Annotated in this window: 18 protein-coding genes; 11 read left to right on the forward strand and 7 right to left on the reverse strand. The window is 53.2% G+C overall.

Translation table 11 applies throughout. From position 1 onward, the window contains the following. Positions 1-343 (reverse strand): sigma-70 family RNA polymerase sigma factor (locus FBQ85_18420; GenBank protein ID MDL1877108.1); only part of this gene is annotated, 343 nt, incomplete at its 3' end. 151 nt (positions 344-494) lie between these two features. On the opposite strand from FBQ85_18420, the gene acpS reads away from it, so the two are divergent. The 4 genes from acpS to FBQ85_18440 all read left to right on the forward strand — a co-directional run bounded on the left by acpS (position 495) and on the right by FBQ85_18440 (position 4,430). Then, positions 495-863 carry a holo-[acyl-carrier-protein] synthase gene (acpS, locus tag FBQ85_18425; protein MDL1877109.1) on the forward strand — a complete coding sequence of 123 codons (369 nt, stop codon included), beginning with the start codon at positions 495-497 and terminating at the stop codon, positions 861-863. 193 nt (positions 864-1,056) lie between these two features. Next, positions 1,057-2,064, forward strand: coding sequence for a 2-hydroxyacid dehydrogenase (locus FBQ85_18430; GenBank protein ID MDL1877110.1), 1,008 nt, complete (start codon positions 1,057-1,059; stop codon positions 2,062-2,064). Between the two features lie 299 nt (positions 2,065-2,363). Further along, positions 2,364-3,932 (forward strand): NAD(P)H-hydrate dehydratase, encoded by a 1,569-nt coding sequence (locus FBQ85_18435; protein MDL1877111.1) that lies wholly within the window; start codon positions 2,364-2,366, stop codon positions 3,930-3,932. 18 nt (positions 3,933-3,950) lie between these two features. Then, on the forward strand, positions 3,951-4,430 hold the full coding sequence (locus FBQ85_18440; protein MDL1877112.1) for a VanZ family protein: 480 nt from the start codon (positions 3,951-3,953) through the stop codon (positions 4,428-4,430). A 91-nt stretch (positions 4,431-4,521) separates the two neighbouring features. Here the strand turns inward: FBQ85_18440 and FBQ85_18445 are convergent, their stop codons facing one another. The 6 genes from FBQ85_18445 to FBQ85_18470 form a co-directional block, all read right to left on the reverse strand. After that, positions 4,522-5,175: a TrkA family potassium uptake protein gene (locus FBQ85_18445; GenBank protein ID MDL1877113.1), complete on the reverse strand. Its 654-nt coding sequence runs from the start codon at positions 5,173-5,175 to the stop codon at positions 4,522-4,524. A 39-nt stretch (positions 5,176-5,214) separates the two neighbouring features. Further along, the gene (locus FBQ85_18450) at positions 5,215-6,642 is read right to left on the reverse strand and encodes a hypothetical protein (GenBank protein MDL1877114.1); all 1,428 of its coding nucleotides are present in this window, start codon (positions 6,640-6,642) and stop codon (positions 5,215-5,217) included. Positions 6,643-6,779: 137 nt separating this feature from the next. Further along, the gene (locus tag FBQ85_18455) at positions 6,780-7,610 is read right to left on the reverse strand and encodes a hypothetical protein (GenBank protein MDL1877115.1); all 831 of its coding nucleotides are present in this window, start codon (positions 7,608-7,610) and stop codon (positions 6,780-6,782) included. Positions 7,611-7,680: 70 nt separating this feature from the next. Further along, positions 7,681-8,247: a hypothetical protein gene (locus FBQ85_18460; GenBank protein ID MDL1877116.1), complete on the reverse strand. Its 567-nt coding sequence runs from the start codon at positions 8,245-8,247 to the stop codon at positions 7,681-7,683. Positions 8,248-8,311: 64 nt separating this feature from the next. Next, complete coding sequence (locus tag FBQ85_18465; protein MDL1877117.1) at positions 8,312-8,863, reverse strand: UbiX family flavin prenyltransferase; 552 nt, start codon at positions 8,861-8,863, stop codon at positions 8,312-8,314. Beyond that, positions 8,860-9,699, reverse strand: a complete 840-nt coding sequence (locus FBQ85_18470) for a 4-hydroxybenzoate octaprenyltransferase (protein ID MDL1877118.1) — start codon at positions 9,697-9,699, stop codon at positions 8,860-8,862. The genes FBQ85_18465 and FBQ85_18470 overlap by 4 nt, the downstream gene beginning before the upstream one ends. A 227-nt stretch (positions 9,700-9,926) precedes the next feature. Between FBQ85_18470 and FBQ85_18475 the strand changes: the two genes are divergently transcribed. The 7 genes from FBQ85_18475 to FBQ85_18505 all read left to right on the forward strand — a co-directional run. Beyond that, on the forward strand, positions 9,927-10,970 hold the full coding sequence (locus FBQ85_18475) for an aminotransferase class I/II-fold pyridoxal phosphate-dependent enzyme (protein MDL1877119.1): 1,044 nt from the start codon (positions 9,927-9,929) through the stop codon (positions 10,968-10,970). A gap of 90 nt (positions 10,971-11,060) precedes the next feature. Further along, a complete protein-coding gene (locus tag FBQ85_18480) occupies positions 11,061-12,371 on the forward strand; it encodes a hypothetical protein (protein ID MDL1877120.1) in 1,311 nt (436 codons plus the stop codon). Between the two features lie 60 nt (positions 12,372-12,431). Further along, on the forward strand, positions 12,432-13,991 hold the full coding sequence (locus FBQ85_18485; protein MDL1877121.1) for a HAMP domain-containing protein: 1,560 nt from the start codon (positions 12,432-12,434) through the stop codon (positions 13,989-13,991). Further along, the gene (locus FBQ85_18490; GenBank protein MDL1877122.1) at positions 13,906-14,133 is read left to right on the forward strand and encodes a hypothetical protein; all 228 of its coding nucleotides are present in this window, start codon (positions 13,906-13,908) and stop codon (positions 14,131-14,133) included. Before FBQ85_18485 ends, FBQ85_18490 begins: the two co-directional genes overlap by 86 nt. Positions 14,134-14,557: 424 nt before the next feature. Next, positions 14,558-14,746, forward strand: coding sequence for a 30S ribosomal protein S21 (rpsU, locus tag FBQ85_18495; GenBank protein MDL1877123.1), 189 nt, complete (start codon positions 14,558-14,560; stop codon positions 14,744-14,746). Between the two features lie 186 nt (positions 14,747-14,932). Continuing rightward, the gene (locus tag FBQ85_18500; protein MDL1877124.1) at positions 14,933-15,790 is read left to right on the forward strand and encodes an RNA polymerase sigma factor RpoD/SigA; all 858 of its coding nucleotides are present in this window, start codon (positions 14,933-14,935) and stop codon (positions 15,788-15,790) included. A gap of 183 nt (positions 15,791-15,973) precedes the next feature. Beyond that, positions 15,974-16,462: type III polyketide synthase (locus FBQ85_18505; GenBank protein MDL1877125.1), on the forward strand; the 489-nt coding region annotated here is incomplete at its 3' end.

The following is a 16,462-nucleotide window of genomic DNA, read 5'->3' on the forward strand; positions in this document are numbered from 1 at the left end:
CGTCGGCGTACTCGCGCTTCAGTTCGCCTTCTTTGGATTGAATCGGCTTGTCGATGGAATAGGTTTGCAGTTTCTTCTTGCGCAGATGATCGATGGTGGTGTTGATCGCGATTTTGTAGAGCCAGGTGGAAAAGGCGAATTCCTTGTTGAAGGTGTGCAGCGCGGTAAACGCCTTCATGAAGGATTCTTGCAGCAAATCCTCGGTTTCTTCGCGATTATGCACCATGTTGTAGAGCAGATTATAAAGCGGGCCGCGATGCCGCGCCATCAGATCGGCATATGCCTTTTGGTCGCCCGTCAATGCTTTTGCGATCAGGGGTGCGTCGGATTTGGGGGTCGCCATAGCGCTCGCGAAGATTCTCGGATTTTTTGCCGAAGAATCTAATTGAAAATCGTCTAACAATCAAGCGAAAAGGCGGGGCCGCCACCCGCCGCACAAAAACAAACGCCGCGGCAATCTTTAAAATGACAATGCGGGACGGGAGTATGAATTCATGATTTGTGGCATTGGCATCGACCTGGTCGAAGTGGCGCGCATGGAAACGATGCTGGCGCGCTGGGAACAGCGCTTTCTTGCCAGAGTGTTCACCCCGGAGGAAATCGCGCAATGCGAAGCCCGTGTGTCTCGCGCCGCTTCATATGCCGCGCGCTTTGCTGCGAAAGAGGCCTTTGCCAAGGCTCTGGGCACGGGCTGGGACGAACGTTTTTCGTGGCAGGATTTTTCCATTGGAAACGACGCCGCCGGCAAACCGATCCCGATTTTGAGCGCCCGCATGCAAGCGCGCCTGGCCAACATCAACATTCACGTCAGTCTGACGCATTCCGATCATTACGCTTCTGCTGTAGTTGTTTTTGAGAAATGACCCAACGCGCGAGCCGCAACCAGGAAAATTCAACTGATTGAAGAAACAGCCGACAAAGCTCTATCGTGGGCAAGAAACGGTCAGAATTATATTCTGAATTTGAGAAGTTCATCACTTATTGGCATAATTCACTGTGCTGCAAGAATGCCAATTGCTGCTCCGCGGCGCTTGTCACTGGCAAGGAGACAAAAACGTGCAGATCGCTTTTTTCAGCACGAAACCATATGATCGCCATTTTTTCAGCGCGGCCAATCAACCTCACCAACACCAACTCACTTTTTTCGAGCCGCGCTTGACGGAAGAAACGAGCCGTCTGGCCGTGAACGTCGAAGGCATTTGCGCGTTTGTCAATGATCGGCTCAATGCAAGCGTCTTGCAGCAACTCGCACAGCAGGGCGTTCGTTTGCTGGCATTGCGCAGCGCCGGCTTTAATCATGTTGATTTGAATGCGGCGCACGAGTTGCGTCTTGCCGTTGTGCGTGTGCCGGCATATTCGCCTTATGCGGTGGCGGAACATACCGTGGGGTTGATCCTGGCCCTGAATCGCAAGATTCATCGCGCTTTCGCGCGCGTGCGCGAAGGCAATTTTGCGCTGGAAGGTTTGCTCGGGTTTGATTTGCACGGCCGCACGATCGGCATTGTGGGCACGGGAAAAATCGGCGCGACGGTGACAAAAATCATGGCAGGATTCGGTTGCCACTTGCTGGCTTACGATCCCTTTCCCAATCCCGAGTGTATTGCGTTAGGCGCGCAATATGTTGCCCTGTCTGAATTGCTGGAAGAATCCGACATTGTGACGCTGCATTGCCCGCTGATGCCGGAAACCTATCATATGATCGCTGCGCAATCGTTGCGGCATTTCAAGCCCGGCGCGATGTTGATCAACACCAGCCGCGGCGCGTTGATTGACACCGGCGCCGCGATTCACGCTCTGAAGTCCGGTAAAATTGGCGCGCTGGGATTGGATGTTTATGAAGAAGAAGCGGGCATGTTTTTTGAAGATTTGTCGAATCGCATGATTCAAGATGATGTGTTTGCCCGTTTGCTCACGTTTCCGAATGTCATTATCACCGGCCACCAGGCGTTTTTCACGCAGGAAGCGCTCACCAACATTGCTGAAACGACGCTCGCGAATATCACGGAGTTCGAGCAAACCGGCCAGTGCCGCAATGCCGTCACGCCGGCAAAAGTAAAACCTTAGTACACTATAATTCTCGAAAATATATCCCCGCTGTCATCCTGAAAGGAGCTTGTGAATGTTTGATCATGGCGCTGAGTGCTTCATAGCGTTCTTTCAGGATAACAGTCTAACGGCGCATTCGTCTAGTACACTGTTACCATGATTTCGTAGTCCTGCCCCCTTGTGGGGCATTGTTCCAACCCGCGAATTTATTGGCTGCAATAGCACCCCACAAGGGGGTACAAGGGGGTGGGACTACAAAAAATTAAGGTAACAGTTTACTAGTTGATACTTGTGAGATCATGTTTTGAGTGACTGTCATGTCTTTTTCTAATCTGTTGCATGATTTGCCGCACGCTGTTACCGCGCAGGAAATGCAGGCTGTCGATCACTTCACTATTGCCACGCTCGGCCTGCCCGGGCGCGTATTAATGGAAAATGCCGGGCGCGCAACATTTGAGATTATTCGACAGCGCTGGCAACCGTTGCCAGGCAAACGCGCCGCGATTTTTTGTGGCAAAGGCAACAACGGCGGCGACGGTTTTGTGGTGGCGCGGTTGCTGAGCGAGGCCGGGGTGTCATGTGACACGTTTTTGTTGGGAAACCCGGAGAATTTGCGCGGCGATGCTGCGGCGAATTTCACGTTACTCACCGCCCTCGGTTATCGCGTTCAATCTCTTCAAGCTGTTGATGCGATGCCCGATCTCGCCGGCGTTGATGTTGTTATCGACGCCTTGCTCGGCACTGGCGTGCGTGGCAGTCTCACCGGCCTGCTTGCTGACGCGGTGCATCACCTCAATCAAAGCGGGCGCCCGATTCTCGCGGTTGATTTGCCCACCGGTATGAACACGGACACCGGCGCAGTTGATGGGCCGTGCATACGAGCTGCATTGACTGTGACATTTGGCGCGCGCAAAACCGGCTTGCTGTTTTCGCCGGCCCGCGAGTATGCCGGTGAATTGCATGTCGCGGATATCGGTTTTCCGGCGAGCGCCTATCAACACGCGGCGTGTCACACGTATTGGCTGGCGCCGGAGATAATGAAAAAATGGCTGCCGCAGCGGCCACGAGATGCTTTCAAAAACCGCGTTGGCCAAATTTTAGTCATCGCCGGCTCCACTGGTTTTGGCGGCGCCGCCCGGCTAACCGCCACGGCTGCGCTCCGCGCCGGCGCGGGTTTGGTGGTACTTGCTGCTCCGCAATCCTTGCTCCCAAGTTTGGAAGCCGCGACCGCCGAGGTGATCAAATTGCCGCTGCCGGAGCAGGACGGTAAAATTGCGCCAGGCGTTTTTGAGCTTCTTGCCGAACGCTTGTCGTGGGCGGATGTCATAGTAATTGGTCCGGGCTTGGGTGTTGCGCCCGCAACCGGTGAGTTGGTCAGGAAAATTTTGGCCACTTCTGATAAAACCGTTGTGCTCGACGCTGACGGTTTGAATGTGTTAGCCGGAGACGTCAACGCGATTCGCAAGAGCCGCGCCTCTCTCATTTTAACGCCGCATCCCGGAGAGTTGAGCCGCTTGCTCGCAGTGGCAAAGAATGAAATCTCAAACGACGCGATTGCCGTCGCGCGCCAAGCGGCGCAAGAGTTTGGCCAGATTCTGGTATTGAAGGGCGCGCCCAGCCTCATTGCGTTGCCTACGCAAGAAGTGATGATCAATTCCACCGGCAATGCCGGCATGGCCACAGCGGGCAGCGGCGATGTTTTGACCGGCTTGATTGCGGGATTGGCGGGACAGGGACTAGAACCGGCGGCCGCGGCCGGGCTGGGTGTGTTCTTGCACGGCCTCGCCGGTGATTTGGCGTGCGAAGAACTGGGCATGTGGAGCATGCTGGCCGGCGATATTCTGCAGCATGTGCCGCAGGCATTTTTGCGCATGCAGAAAGGTTGATTTTACCGGCAGGCAGAGATGAGCTGTCGAACCGTACCAAATAGATTCAAGTTGGGTTTCATGAAATTTAACGAAAACGTTGCGTGGCTTTGGAAAAATTATCGCGCCCCGATTTTGTGGGCGGCGGTTTTGTTTATACAATCTTCGATACCGGACTTTGATCCGCCGATGCGGTTGACGGACTGGGACGACAAGTGGGCGCATCTGTTGATCTACATGCCGCTCGGCTTTTTGTTGATGCGTGCGCTGGCGCAAACACAGACTGGCACAAGCACAACTCTCTTGTTTTTGTTGGCGATCGGCATCGGCGCGCTTTACGGAATTTTTGATGAAGTCCATCAGCATTTCGTACCGGGGCGGCACATGGATTGGCGAGATGCCGTTGCTGATGGCTTCGGCGTCGTGTTGGGCAGTTGGTTGTATCTCAAAGTGCGCCAGCGGCTGGCTTTGCGCACGGCGAAGATACCGGAACCACTGAAGGAAATTTCCCACGGGTAGAATCTGCCGACGGATGGCTCAAACGCTGGTGGCCACATTCATCTGTTGGAGAAAACTTTGCTTTATTCGCACAATTGCGATTCTTGCAATACTAAAGCTTTTCCACCTGCTCCAAATCTTCGTCGCGGCCCACCATAACCAAAATATCGCTGTCTTTGAGAACGTAATCGCCGCCGGGAATAATCACGACTTTGTCGGACAACACATCTTTAATCACGATGATTTGAATGTTGTATTGCCGGCGCACGTCGAGCGCGGCCAGCGGCTTGCCGAGCCAGTCTGAGGGCGCGCCCATTTCGACGATGCTGTAACCCTCGCCCAGCGACACATAGTCGAGCAAAATCGAGCGTCGCAACGTATAGGCAATGCGCTTCGCCATGTCGCGTTCCGGGAACACAACACTGCTGACGCCGAGCTTGTCCAAAATTTTGGCGTGATCTTCGGTAATGACTTTGGCGATGATTTCTTTCACGCCGATTTCACGCAAATAAAGTGTGATGAGAATACTTACTTCGATCGGCTCGCCCACCGTCACCACCACGACATCGATATCTTCCATCCCCAGGCTCTTGAGCGTGTCCTTGTCTTTCGCATCCGCGACCACGGCCTTTTGCACGAACGGTTTGATGTCGTCGATTTTCTCGGCGTCCACGTCAATCGCCATTACCGGCGCGCCCAATTCGGAAAGATTTTTGCAAAGATGATAGCCGAAACTGCTCAGTCCAATAACTGCAAAACTTCGCATGTAAAGCCCCTTCTAAAAATTCAGATACAGGTTTAATGCTTATCCAATCAAGACGTTTTCCTGCGCATAGGTGAAGAGCGTTTTTGCTTCTTTGCCGACGGCAATGGCAACGGTCAACGGGCCCAGGCGGCCGATGAACATCACCAGCGTGATCAACAGCTTGCTCAGCGGCGCGAGGCTGGACGTGATGCCGGTTGACAAGCCGACAGTGGCAAACGCCGAAGTGACTTCGAAAAACAATTCCAAGAAAATGCCGCGGCTTTGTTGATGCGAAATGCTGGCGGCTTCAGAAAGCAAAAGTAAGAACGTGAAAATCATGATGAGCGCGGCGGAAAAAAAGACAACGGAAATGGCCCGCGCCAGAACATCGCTCGGAATGCGGCGATGCAGCAGGTGAACGTTCTCCTCGTTGCGAAAGCGCGCGCGAATGAACGCCAGCAAAACCGCGCCCGTCGTGGTTTTGATGCCGCCGCCGCACGAGCCGGGCGAGGCGCCGATGAACATTAATGCAATCAGTAAGAGTAAAGTCGCATCTGTCAGCGTGCCCACGCTCAGGGTGTTGAAGCCGGCAGTCCGCGCGGTGACAGATTGAAAATAGCAGGATAAAATCCTCTCACCCCACGGCAACTTTTCCAATGTGTTTGTGATCTCGAGCACAAAGATGCCCACGGCGCCGGCAATGATCAGGCCGGCCGTCATCCGCAACACGAGCCGCGCATGCAGCGACAAATGGTACTGGGGACGCTGGCGTTTGCGGTTGATCTCGAAAATGACAACGAAGCCCAGCCCGCCCAAAATAATGAGCGAGGTGATGGTGAAATTAAACAGCGCGTTGCCTTTGAAGGCTTCAAGATTGTCGACATAGAGCGCAAAACCCGCGTTACAGAATGCTGAAACGGCATGAAATACCCCGTAGTAAAACGCCGAAGTGACGGGCATATCCCGCAGAAAACACAGAGTCAACAACAACGCGCCGGTAATTTCGATCACGACCGTCGCGAGAAAAACGGTTTTGAGCAGCGCTTTCAAGTTTTGCATCGGCCCCTGGCTGAGCGTCTCTTGTAAAATATCTCGGCCGCCCAACGAAAGGCGGCCTCCGCCCAAGAGATACATGAAGAATGATGAGAACGTCATCAACCCGAGGCCGCCCAGTTGAATCAACGCAAGAATGACGCTCTGGCCGAAGAGTGAAAATGTCTTGCCGGTGTCCACCACCGTCAATCCGGTGACGCAGGTGGCAGAGGTGGCCGTGAACAGCGCATCAATAAAGCCGACAGGATCGCCCTGGGACGCGGCGGGGAGCGTCAATAAAAATGTGCCGAGCAAAATCAGGCCGCCAAAGCTGGCCATCAGGATGCGAGCCGGGCCGAGGCGGCGCTGCCAATTGCGCCAGCGCACCAGTGATTTGCTCGGAAAATCCTGGCTCAAGCGAAGAAAATCTTTGGTCAGAGCGTTTAGCGACGCCATTGCGTCTGAACCTTTTTGCTGATCAACTTGCGTTGCGCTTCATAAATCTTTGTGCGTACCGGTGATAAAGGCGCAAGCGATTATGTCCCAGAATATCTGACTATTTAAAAAACTTCTGAATGGTCACGTTCGATTTATTATATCTTTCCGTGTTTTTGTTCGAACGCCAGTCGATTCTGCAAGCTTCTCGCGTGCCGTTCTTCCTCGGTTTCGTGTTTCACGATTCTCAGCATATCCAGCATGCGCAGCAACACTTCACCGTGATTCTTTTTGGCGATCAAGCGTGCACGAATAATCTCCTTGGCTTCACTCGCCGCGGCTGCGATCTGCAATGGTTTGAGCCATTCGTCCGGCAGTTCACTGACGATTTGAGAAATGTCGCTGTCGGCGACTTGTCTGAGTTTGTTGATGAAAGGATAGGGCATGATGGGCGAGCGATAAAACGGGTGCCGTTTCAGGTGGCGCAACAGGACATGCTCGCGGTAGTTCTCCCGCGTGAGGGCGCCTCTGATCATCAGCGCAGAAGAATAATCCAGGCACCGGAGTTCGCCCTGATGAATGATCATATTGGGGTTCGCAGGGTTGCGGTCAATGTTTAGAAGAAAAAGATCATAGAGAAAAATTTCGTCCTTAAGGTTCTCGTCCACGGTGTGCGCGGCGCGCTCGCTATACGTCTCCGCCTTTTCCAGATACGGTAGGCCCAAGTTAACGCCGATACTTTTTTGCAAGAGTTCCCGGATTTCAGGATCCCATGAAGCATCATCGAGAGTTTTGGGTATTGCCAAAAACACCGGGCTGATGACGGGGAGGTGCAGCAACGTTCCCAGCTTGCTGGCAAGCCATTCGACCACATTTGCCAAAATTCCGTCTCCCGCTCCGCAAAGCTTGGCGACATATTTATTGCCATCGCTTGCGCTGATAATCAGCGGCAACGAAGAGCCTGAGCGCAGCTCTTGGTAAAATTTCACGGCCGTTAACATGCGCCTCTTTGATTTCTTAAAGGCGATCCGCCGGACCGGACTTTACCGAATTCATATCTCAACTCGCCTGTCTCAGCTTTTCGTGGAAAATAGTTGTAAGCCGCTCCGCATTTGGAAAAGTCGATATAACATAAGCGATCATGGTCACCGCGGTTGCGGCATTCACCCAATAGAGGGGATGCGCAACAAGCACGTTCATCGTCATCGCCAGATAGCATATCACCAAACCCAACAGCGCCACGCCTTCATACAAAGCCAGGCGAACGATGCGAGCCGTTCTCATCACGCCCAACGCCTGCACGGCGAGCGGTATCGCGGTTGCACTCGCAGCCGTATTGTTTTTTGCTTGTTTGTAGATAAGATTTTCAATGCGCGGCGCTGCCAGATAAATGATAACCGCCAGCACGAGATGAACGACGGTCATGAGCCAGATGGTTTGCACGGCAAAATCTTGCGGCAACTCCCTTTCCGGCGAGCCCAGGGAAGCGTATAGGAGTATCACGACCCCGGCAAAGAGCACAACGCCAAAGGCCAGAAAAGCCTGAATAATTTGCATGCTGCTGATCTGCGGCCGCGTCAATGCTGCACGAAAATCGTCAAGGCTTAGATTTTGAAAACGGTTCATTACAACTCCCGGATTGATCAGATTTTTGAGAACAACGCAAGGCCATCAATCAGGCGGCCGGCGCTCATTCCAACTCTTCCGCGCGCCAGCCACGACTGGCGCGCACGCCAATGACGCCCAGCACTTTATCGACGTAGGCTCTCACGTACTCGTCGACCGTTTTGGGCAAAAAATACAGCGGCGGCGAAATCGGCATGATGATCACGCCGTCGCGCGAAAGTTTGAGGCATTGTTCCAGCGCTAATGACGACAAAGGAGTTTCGCGAATGCACAGGACCATGCGAAAGCGTTCTTTGAGCGCGACTTGCGCGGTGCGAGTCAGTAGGGTATCTCCGATGCCCGAAGCGATTTTACCCAAAGTTGACGTGGTGCAGGGAATAATAACGAAAGCGTCGATACTATTCGACCCGCTGGCAAGCGGCGCATGCAGATCATCGTTCGAAAAAATTTTTTTGACATGCGGCTGCAGATCGCGCTCGCTCAACCCCATTTCATCGTGCAACACGACTTTGCCCCATTTACTCGCGACCAAATATTTGTCGCCCGGGCATTGTTTCAAAAACTCGACGGCGTAAACTGCGCCCGAGGAGCCGGTGAGGCCGATCGCAATTCTCATCGAAAACTGACTCCGACAATGACCATGGCAAAAACCACGAAACCCAGGACGGCATTAATTTTAAAAAAAGCCAACTCAACGTCGTTGGCTTTGGCATGTTCGAGATACAACAGGAATCCTGCGCCCGCCAGCAGCGGCGCTGCGGCAAGTGTGCGAAGATAAAGCATGAAAATCGCGAGCAAGACCAGAAAAGCCAAAACGTGCAAGAGTCCCGAAATTGCGAGGGCGCGTTTGCGGCCGAACACAGCCGGCAGCGAGTAGAGATTCGCCTGGCGGTCAAATTGCTCGTCTAATGTTGCATATATGATATCGAAACCCGCAACCCACAGCAGCGTGAATAAACCCAGGATAAATCCCGGCATGAGATTGTCAAGCGATTGCGTAACCGCCACCCAACCCGCCAGCGGCGCCATCGCCAATCCCAGGCCAACGCCGAAATGCGCCAGCGGGGTGAAGCGTTTCATGTAAGGATAGAAAACAAAGATCGCGAGCGGCAACGGCGACCACAGCAAGCAGAATCTTCCAATCAATTCGGCGCTGACAAAATATAAAATCAAGCCGGCGAGCAGCACCAGCCAGGCATGCATGATCGTCATGCGCCCGGCGGGCAGCTCGCGCACGGCGGTGCGCGCATTCTGTTTGTCGAGGTGACGATCGATCATGCGATTGAGTGCGAGCGCAACTGTGCGCGCGCCCACGGCCGCCAACAGCATCAAGCCGGTCAGGCGCAGTGAAATTTTGCCGCCGGCGGCCAGGATGGCGCCGCTAAAAATCAACGGCAACGAAAACAGTGTATGCTCGAGTTTGACAAAGCGCATGAACGTTGAAAATTGCACGCTTTTCTCCGGTTAGAGTGCCGTGTATTGCCGTAGTCACACCGAGGTTGCAAACATCGGTTGGCAGTCTTGAGGTACAGTCAAACCACATTATCATCCATCAAAAAAGTGTTGGTGAATATAATGAAATTAAACTGAGAAACAAGAGAGGATCATGCGGGGAGATTTCCCTTGCAAGTTTGGGCGAAAACCAATAACGTAAACGGCTTTTTAAGAGACAAAACCCCATGTCTATTATTGATTTTCGCAGCGACACGGTAACCAAGCCCACGCCCGCGATGCGGCAAGCCCTGGCAGCGGCAGAAGTCGGCGATGATGGCTATGGCGAAGATCCTACGGTGAATCGCCTGCAAGAGAGGATTGCGCATCTGCTGGGCAAAGAAGCCGCGCTGTTTGTGCCCAGCGGCACAATGGCTAATCAATTGGCCATTCGATGCCAGACGCAACCCGGCGATGAGATTATCTGCGAAGCGGCTTCGCATTTTTTGGATTATGAAGTGGGCGGCGCCGCGGCTTTGAGCGGCGTTTCCACCCGGCCTTTGCCGGGCGATGCGGGCGTCATCACAGCGGCGCAAGTTCAGGAAGCCATACGCCCGGCAACGTTTTATTTTCCGCGCACGCGCCTGATTGTTTTGGAGAACACACACAACCTGGCCGGCGGCGTGATTTGGCCGCTGGCGCGCATTCAGGAAATTTCTGCGTTAGCTAAAGTTCACGGCTTGCGCATGCATCTGGACGGCGCGCGCTTGTGGAATGCGAGTGTTGCCAGCGGCGTTGCGCCGCGCACCTACGCCGCTTTTTTTGACTCCGTGTCGGTTTGTTTTTCGAAAGGACTGGGCGCGCCTGCCGGCTCGGCGCTGGCCGGCACAAAGGAGTTTATCGAAACGGCGCGGCGTTTCCGCAAGATGTTCGGCGGCGGCATGCGCCAGTGCGGCATTTTGGCGGCCGCTGCGATTTATGCGCTGGAACATCACTACGAGCGGCTGCGCGAAGATCATGCGCATGCGCGCATGCTGGCGGAGGAACTCGCGCGCCTCCCGTCGTTGTTGATCAATTTGAACAGCGTGCAAACGAATATTATCAAGATTACGATTGCCGATAAACAAGCTGATTGCCTGGCTGCGATTGCCGCTTTGAAAGATGAAGGGGTTTGGGTAACCCCGATGGGCAGTTCGTCGTTTCGGGTGGTAACACATCTTGGTATTGCAGCCGGCGATATTGCCCGCGCCGCTGAAATCTTTAGAAATGTTTTTCGCCAATCATCATTTTAAAAGGATACCGTTGGGCAATTGATACGACTGTTATACAATTTTCCTTCCTGGTTTTCAAGAATCCCGCGGATAAACCTTCAGCGCCTGGAGATGAGCCGGCCGTTTTGCTGTGAGCTTGTGTGGCGAGGTACAGGCGTTTGTCTGCGGATATGGCCGGGCGGCGCACACCGGAACGCTTTGCGCGAAGTGCGCCTGCTCGCGCTGTGGCTGGGAATGATTAAGCTCCTAGCCCTGGCGGGAGCAACGCCGCTAATGGCACAACAGACCATGTTGTCGCAGCCCAGCGTTGTCGTCGGTTTGCTCACCGGCGAGCAGGATATTCGCCAACTCACGCTCAAAATGCGCAACAGCGTTTATCTTGTCAAGGATGAGGGGGACGCCAAACCGTTTGCCGTGGTGCAATCGAGCAATTATTCATTATCTCTTGCTTTTAGGCCTTCCGTTGCAGGTATCCCTGCGTCCTCGTTTCCGCCAGTTCGCCGCCCCCTCGGCGTGGAATATCGTTTTTTCACCAGCGAGCGCAGCCTGATCTCCGAGATTTTGTTGGGCAAAATCGATTATGCGATTCTCACGAATAAATCGTCGGCGGAGGAGATTCAAAATGCTGATCCGAGCTATCAAATCGTGCCGTTGAAACCGGACAGCAACACGGTTGACCTGTTGTGTTATAATTTTTCCCATCCGCTGTTGCGTGAGCCGGCCGTGCGCGGTGCGCTCGGACATGCCATCGATCGCAAGAATTTTTTGCGGCAAAATTTGTTCAACGAGGCCGATTTGAGCCGCGGGCCGTTTGAAGAAGAGAGTTATTTCTTTGCCTCGGCGGTGAAAGAAATCAAGTATGATCCGCGTCTGGCCATCACGCTGCTGGAAGCCGCCGGCTGGGGCAAGATGAATAAAGATCATATTCGCATCAAGAACAACCGGCCGCTGCAGTTCCGCCTGTTTTTTCAAGAAGGCGTCAAGCTAAAAGAACAACTCGCGCGCCAAATCAAGATCGATTGGAATCAAATCGGCATCGACGTCATTCCCGAGCCGTTGAGCGCTGCCGCGCTTAACGATTCCCTCAACGCTGGGCACTTTGATGCCGTGCTGTTGCAGCATCGTTTTGCCGATTCGCCGGCAAGTATACTTGATTTTTTCGGCGACGGTTCGGGCGCGGGATTTCTGGCCTATAGAAGCGAACAATTCAAGCATACCGTGACCGTGATGCGCAATTTCGAGAAACGCGAAGACATTCGCACGGCGATGATGCGGTTACAATTGATTCTGGCGGAAGATCAGCCGGCCACGTTCCTCTTTCATCCCTGGCTGGTGTGGCATATTATCAATGCCTCGCGTTATGCGGATTATCTCGACAGCGACGGCAAACCCAAGCCGTTTTATGAATGGCGCCTGCGTTGATCGGGCTTTTGCCGCAACGCGCCGGCGGTAATTTTTGCAAACCTGAGGTTGGATGTTGATATGCAGGTCCCGTCAATTCCCTTGCGACACCGGCTGTTTACGCGCCTGCTCATCTCGCATATTTTTTTGGTGACGATTCCGTTGTTGATCACCGGCCAGATTTTGATTCACACGGCGCAAAAGGCCATTCGCGAAACGATTTTGGACCGCAATCTGCAACTGGCGCGGCGATCGTCTTCTTTGATCAGCGCAACGGTGGGGCGCGCGCGCGACATTTTGCGCATCAATGCGCAAAGCCCGGCATTTTTTACCAACGATCGCATCGGGCAGGAACTCGTCATCAACAAGATCGTGCGCGAATTCCCCATCTTCAAAAAAATTTCCCTGCTGGATACCCTCGGCCGCGTGAGCCGTTCCACGGCGTTCGGCGCCTCCAACCATCACACTACGGGCGAACACGTTTTAAAGACGATCAAAACCAACAAGAGCTATACCTCGCCGGTATATATTTCCAGTGAGAAATTGCCGCTGATGGATATTGCCGAGCCGGTTGTCGTTTTCGATGAAGTGAATGCCTACCTGCTCGCCGAAGTCGATTTGAAAGAAATTTGGGCGCTGGTCGACAGCAATCTCGTGGGCAACAAAAGTGAAGCGTTTATTTTTCGCGCAGACGGGCAGTTTATCGCGCACACCGACCGGCGCGAGGTTTTGGAAAGCCGGCGTTTCGAGGAAAGCGCCATCATCGCTGAAGCCATTGCCGGGCGCAGCGGCAACAAGACCTATGTCAATCGCAGCGGCATTGAGATGATTGCGGCGTACGCGCCGATTGTCGAACAGCAATGGGCTGCCGTCATCCAGCAGCCGGTGCGCGAAGCCTTCGCGCCCTCGCGCGTGATGGAGTTGCAGATTCTGCTGCTCATGATCGGCAGCGTGTTGGTGGCTGCTCTGATTGCCGCCGTTTACACCAAGCAAATCGTCAAGCCGGTGAATGAATTGATCGGCGGTATTGCCGAGATTTCCAAGGGCGGATTGAAACACAAGATTCGCCGCCTGGGCCGCGATGAAATCAGCACGCTGGCGCTGCATTTCAACGCCATGACACGCCGCTTGCGCCGTTTTCAGGATCGCCTGAAGCGCGCCGAGCGCCTGGAGACGCTGAACAAGCTGTCCTCGGTGCTATCGCATGAAATTCGCAATCCGCTGAACTCCATGGTGATCAACTTGCAGTTGATGCGCCGCGAATTTTCAAGAGAAGATCTCGATCCGCAAAAACTCGAGCATTATCATCAAATCCTGTCCTCCGAAATTCGCCGCGTGGATGATTTGGTGAGCAACTTTTTGCTGATTGCGCGGCCGCCGAAACTCAAGAAATCATCGCAACGCTTGAGCGATTTGTTAGATGAATTGATCAAAATGGAGGCGCCGGAGGCCCTGCAGAAAGGCATTCGCGTCGAGCGCGATTATCGCACACCGGAGGTGAGAGTGCAGGTCGATCCTGACAAAATTCACCAGGTGTTTTTGAATATTTTCATCAATGCGGTGCAGGCCATGCCCAGCGGCGGCCGCCTCACCATCGGCATTGAGACGGTGGCCGAGGGAGAATTTGACAAAAATTTTTGATTTTTATTTTTCGACGAAAGAAAAGGGCAGCGGCATCGGCCTGGCGCTGGCGTTGCAAATTGTCGAAGAGCACGGTGGAGTCATCAAAGTGGAAAGCGAGTTGGGGCGCGGCAGCACTTTCTTCGTGTTCTTGCCGGTATAAAAACAAACGCTCAGAATTAATAAATAATTGTCACTAGCTTGACAAAGAGAGTTTATTGCTGTATATTCCGCGCTTAAAAAAAATGCAAACGAATGGCCTGTTCTTTCGGAATTTCTTACAGTTACATCAAGGCAAGTTAAATGATAGTTATTTTAAGTTAACTTCGTAACTTTTTTTAGAACCATTCTTTAAGCTGTGGCGTCTTGGTCACGAGTGCTCTCATGACGGAGTGCCGTTTGGGCGGGGTTGACGAAAGTGTAATATAATTATATAATTTGAAAGACTTTAGCTTTGATCTTGCCCGCCTGGTTGGGGAACTTTTCTCTTGCCAAGCAGTTTAGGAGTAGTCAGGCAATTAAAATTGTTAAGTTTTTTGATTTTGTCTGGCTTTTAGGACAACAAGAGAACAGAAAGGGGTGACAATATGGTCAGAGTCATCGTTGGATCGCAGGAATCGCTTGATCGCGCCATTGTTCGTTTCAAACGCAAATGTGATCGCGCGGGCGTCTTGCGCGACTTTAGAAAGTCGACGTACTATTTAAAACCGAGCCAACGCAAGCGTTTGCGCCGCGAAAACGCCATTCGCCGGGCAAATCGCTTGCGTGTGAAGTAAGTTCGGCATCAATTCTGCATAGCCATTTCGAAGCTTGTATTTGTAGCACGGCAGCCCTGGGAGGGTGTCGTTTAATTTTAGCCATAACGGACGCAAAACTTTCTCGTGGGATTTTCGTCTATACCTTTCGCACAGTTAGAGAGACTGACTACGGGACACGAGCATCTTGATTGATTGGAAGTTGATATGTCAAAAAAACGCAAAGTCACTGAAAGCCGGACGAAACAGTCGATTGAAAAATATCTAGAAGAAATCGGCGGATACTCGCCGCTGGCGCCGGCAGAAGAAGTGGAATTGGCTCGCCTGATTCGCAAAAGCAACGGCAAAGCGCTGGATAAATTGGTGAAAGCCAATCTTCGCTTCGTCATCAGCGTTGCGAAAGAGTATCAGGGCCAGGGTCTGCCGTTGCAGGATTTGATCAGCGAAGGCAATTTGGGATTGATCAAGGCGGCGCAGCGTTTCGATGAAACGCGCGGTTTCAAGTTTATTTCCTATGCGGTTTGGTGGATTCGCCAGTCGATTCTGCAAGCTCTGGCCGAGCAGAGCCGCGTGGTGCGCTTGCCGCTCAACCGCGTCGGCGCGATTAACAAAGTCGGCCGCGCGCTCGAAGAGCTGGAAAAGCGCTTCGGCCGCGAACCGAGCATGGACGAAATCGCCGACAAGATGGAAATTTCCGCTTACGAAGTTGCCGACGTGATGAAAACCTCGGCGCGCCATCTTTCGCTTGACGAGCCTTTCAAAGAAGAAGAAGGCAACAGCCTGCTGGACGTCATTGAGAGCGACCGCTACGCGCCTCCGGATGACACGTTGATGAAGGAGTCGCTGGAAGTCGAGATTGACAAAGTGCTCTCGACCCTCAAGCCGCGCGAGGCGGAAATCATTCGGCTTTACTTCGGCCTTGATGGTGATCGCCCGTTGACGCTCGAAGAGATCGGCGAGCATTTCAAGCTCACGCGCGAACGTGTGCGCCAAATCAAAGAGAAAGCATTGCGGCGCTTGCGGCACCGTTCACGTTTGGAGCCGCTGCGCAAATATCTCGGTTGAGCCGGTAACGGTAATACCATACTGCTTTGCACAAGCCCTCGAAATTCTTCGGGGGCTTTTTGTTTGGCAAAAAGAGCTTGCATTTTGTCCGCTTTGTGAAGATATTCGCCCCACTTTTTTGATGCACGACCGCCTTCTGCGCCACGCGAAATCGATCTCAATAGCCACGGGAGCAACGGCGAGATGCCCTCGATTACAGGTATCGAAACCATTGTACCAGAAAATGTTTACCGCCAGGATTTTGTCAGTGATTTTGTGCAGCAGTTGTTCGGCGGCTCATCTCTAAACGTCGAACGCCTTCTCCCCATTTTTGCAAACACCGGGATTGACAAACGTCATTTTTGCATGCCCGTCGAGTGGTATGGCAAGTCGCACTCCCTCAGCGAAAAAAACACTTTATACACCCAACATGCCATCCGGCTGGCCAGCGAGGCCGTGCGCAAACTCTGCCAGCAAGCTCAAATCACTCCGCAAGATATTGATCATTTGTTTTTTGTTTCGACCACTGGCCTGGCAACACCCAGCATTGATGCGCATTTGGTGAACGTGTTGCACTTGCGCCCTTCGGTCAGGCGTTCGCCGCTTTGGGGGCTTGGTTGTGCCGGCGGCGTGGCAGGTTTGGCGCGCGCGGCAGATTGGCTGAAAGCCTATCCGCGCAAGCGCGCCGTAGTG

The organism is Cytophagia bacterium CHB2, from assembly GCA_030263535.1.
Lineage (GTDB): Bacteria > Zhuqueibacterota > Zhuqueibacteria > Zhuqueibacterales > Zhuqueibacteraceae > Coneutiohabitans.

What these genes read in the sequence shown, in the direction of transcription:
- acpS (MDL1877109.1), top strand. Translation starts at nt 495, where the DNA reads ATGATTTGTGGCATTGGCATCGACCTGGTCGAAGTGGCGCGCATGGAA.
- FBQ85_18435 (MDL1877111.1), top strand. Translation starts at nt 2,364, where the DNA reads ATGTCTTTTTCTAATCTGTTGCATGATTTGCCGCACGCTGTTACCGCG.
- FBQ85_18440 (MDL1877112.1), top strand. Translation starts at nt 3,951, where the DNA reads ATGAGCTGTCGAACCGTACCAAATAGATTCAAGTTGGGTTTCATGAAA.
- FBQ85_18445 (MDL1877113.1), bottom strand. Translation starts at nt 5,175, where the DNA reads ATGCGAAGTTTTGCAGTTATTGGACTGAGCAGTTTCGGCTATCATCTT.
- FBQ85_18450 (MDL1877114.1), bottom strand. Translation starts at nt 6,642, where the DNA reads ATGGCGTCGCTAAACGCTCTGACCAAAGATTTTCTTCGCTTGAGCCAG.
- FBQ85_18460 (MDL1877116.1), bottom strand. Translation starts at nt 8,247, where the DNA reads ATGAACCGTTTTCAAAATCTAAGCCTTGACGATTTTCGTGCAGCATTG.
- FBQ85_18465 (MDL1877117.1), bottom strand. Translation starts at nt 8,863, where the DNA reads ATGAGAATTGCGATCGGCCTCACCGGCTCCTCGGGCGCAGTTTACGCC.
- FBQ85_18475 (MDL1877119.1), top strand. Translation starts at nt 9,927, where the DNA reads ATGTCTATTATTGATTTTCGCAGCGACACGGTAACCAAGCCCACGCCC.
- FBQ85_18480 (MDL1877120.1), top strand. Translation starts at nt 11,061, where the DNA reads ATGAGCCGGCCGTTTTGCTGTGAGCTTGTGTGGCGAGGTACAGGCGTT.
- FBQ85_18485 (MDL1877121.1), top strand. Translation starts at nt 12,432, where the DNA reads ATGCAGGTCCCGTCAATTCCCTTGCGACACCGGCTGTTTACGCGCCTG.
- FBQ85_18490 (MDL1877122.1), top strand. Translation starts at nt 13,906, where the DNA reads ATGCGGTGCAGGCCATGCCCAGCGGCGGCCGCCTCACCATCGGCATTG.
- rpsU (MDL1877123.1), top strand. Translation starts at nt 14,558, where the DNA reads ATGGTCAGAGTCATCGTTGGATCGCAGGAATCGCTTGATCGCGCCATT.
- FBQ85_18500 (MDL1877124.1), top strand. Translation starts at nt 14,933, where the DNA reads ATGTCAAAAAAACGCAAAGTCACTGAAAGCCGGACGAAACAGTCGATT.